Origin of the sequence: Streptomyces sp. UH6 (assembly GCF_013421635.1) — a bacterium.
In the GTDB taxonomy this organism is placed as follows: Bacteria; Actinomycetota; Actinomycetes; order Streptomycetales; family Streptomycetaceae; genus Streptomyces; species Streptomyces abyssomicinicus.
In genome coordinates this window covers 1-1,473 of record NZ_JACADT010001218.1, presented here as the reverse complement: position 1 = coordinate 1,473, position 1,473 = coordinate 1, and the positions used below count along the sequence as shown (strand labels likewise).

Sequence of the window (1,473 nt, the reverse complement as noted above, 5' to 3'; positions counted from 1 at the left end):
GGACGGGCTGCGCGCGCTGGCCCGGGGCGAGGAGACCGCGGGAACGGTGCGGGGGCTGGCCGTGCCGGGCCGGATCGGCGTGATGTTCTCCGGCCAGGGCTCGCAGCGGGCCGGGATGGGCCGCGAGCTGTACGAGGCGTTCCCGGTGTACGCCGAGGCGTTCGACGCGGTGTGCGCCGAGCTCGACCGGAACCTCGCCGGACACGTCGAACTTCCCCTGCGGGAGGTCGTGTTCGCGGAGGAGGGCAGTGCGGACGCCGCGCTGCTGGACCGGACCGTCTACACGCAGGCCGCCCTGTTCGCCGTGGAGACGGCGCTGTACCGCCTCGTCGCGTCCTGGGGGGTCACCCCCGACCACCTGATGGGCCACTCCGTCGGCGAGATCACCGCCGCGCACGTGGCGGGCGTCCTCGACCTCGCGGACGCGGCCGCGCTGGTCGCCGCACGCGGCCGGCTCATGCAGGCCCTCCCGGCGGGCGGGGCCATGGTGTCCGTGGAGGCCACCGAGGAGGAGGTCGCCGCGGTTCTGGCCGGCCGGCCGGAGGTGTCGGTCGCCGCCGTCAACGGTCCGCGTTCGGTGGTGGTCTCGGGTGCCGAGGCGGCGGTGCTGGAGACCGCCGCGGTCTTCGAGGAGCAGGGCCGCAGGGTCCGGCGGCTGAGGGTGTCCCACGCCTTCCACTCGCCGCTGATGGAGCCGATGCTCGAGGCGTTCCGCTCGGTCGCCGAGGGCCTGACCTTCCGCTCCCCGCGGTTGTCGGTGGTCTCGAACGTCACCGGCCGGCCACTGCGCGCGCGGGAGATCCGCGACCCCGGCTACTGGGTCCGCCACGTCCGTGAGGCGGTCCGCTTCGAGCAGGGCGTCCGCACGCTGCTCGACCAGGGCGTCACCTCGTTCCTCGAGCTCGGCCCCGGCGGCGTGCTGACCTCCATGGCCCAGGACTGCGCCGCCGGCGGCGGTGACACGGGCGCGGTGTCCTTCGTGGCCGCCCTGCGCAAGGACCGGCCCGGGACGGCGGCACTGACCGCGGCCGTCGCCGCGCTGCACGTGAACGGCGTGCCGGTGGACTGGTCCGCCTTCTACGCCGGTACGGGCGCCCGCCGGGTGGCCCTGCCCACGTACGCCTTCCAGCGGCAGCGCTACTGGCCGACACCGACCGCCGCGCAGGACGCGGCCGAGGTGCTCGCCACCTTCCGCAACGAGGCGCGTTTCTGGGAGGCGGTGGAGCGCGAGGACCTCACCGCCCTCGCCGACGCGCTGGGTCCGGTGGACGTCGACCCGCTCGCCGCCGCACTGCCGGCGCTCGCCGCGTGGCGGCGGCGCAACCGCGATCTCGACGTCGTCGACTCGCTGCGCTACCGCATCGACTGGAAGCCGGTCGCGCCGGCCACCGGGCCGGCGGCACGGCAGCTCACCGGCGCCTGGCTCGTCCTCGTCCCCGCCCGCACCGCCCACGGGCAGCTCGGGGGCCTGGT

The 1,473-nt window shown here is 75.9% G+C and carries 1 protein-coding gene; it reads left to right on the top strand.

The window, feature by feature from the left end; genetic code table 11:
* On the top strand, nt 1–1,473 hold a 1,473-nt coding region (locus HW445_RS30740; protein ID WP_180224068.1), incomplete at both ends, for an acyltransferase domain-containing protein.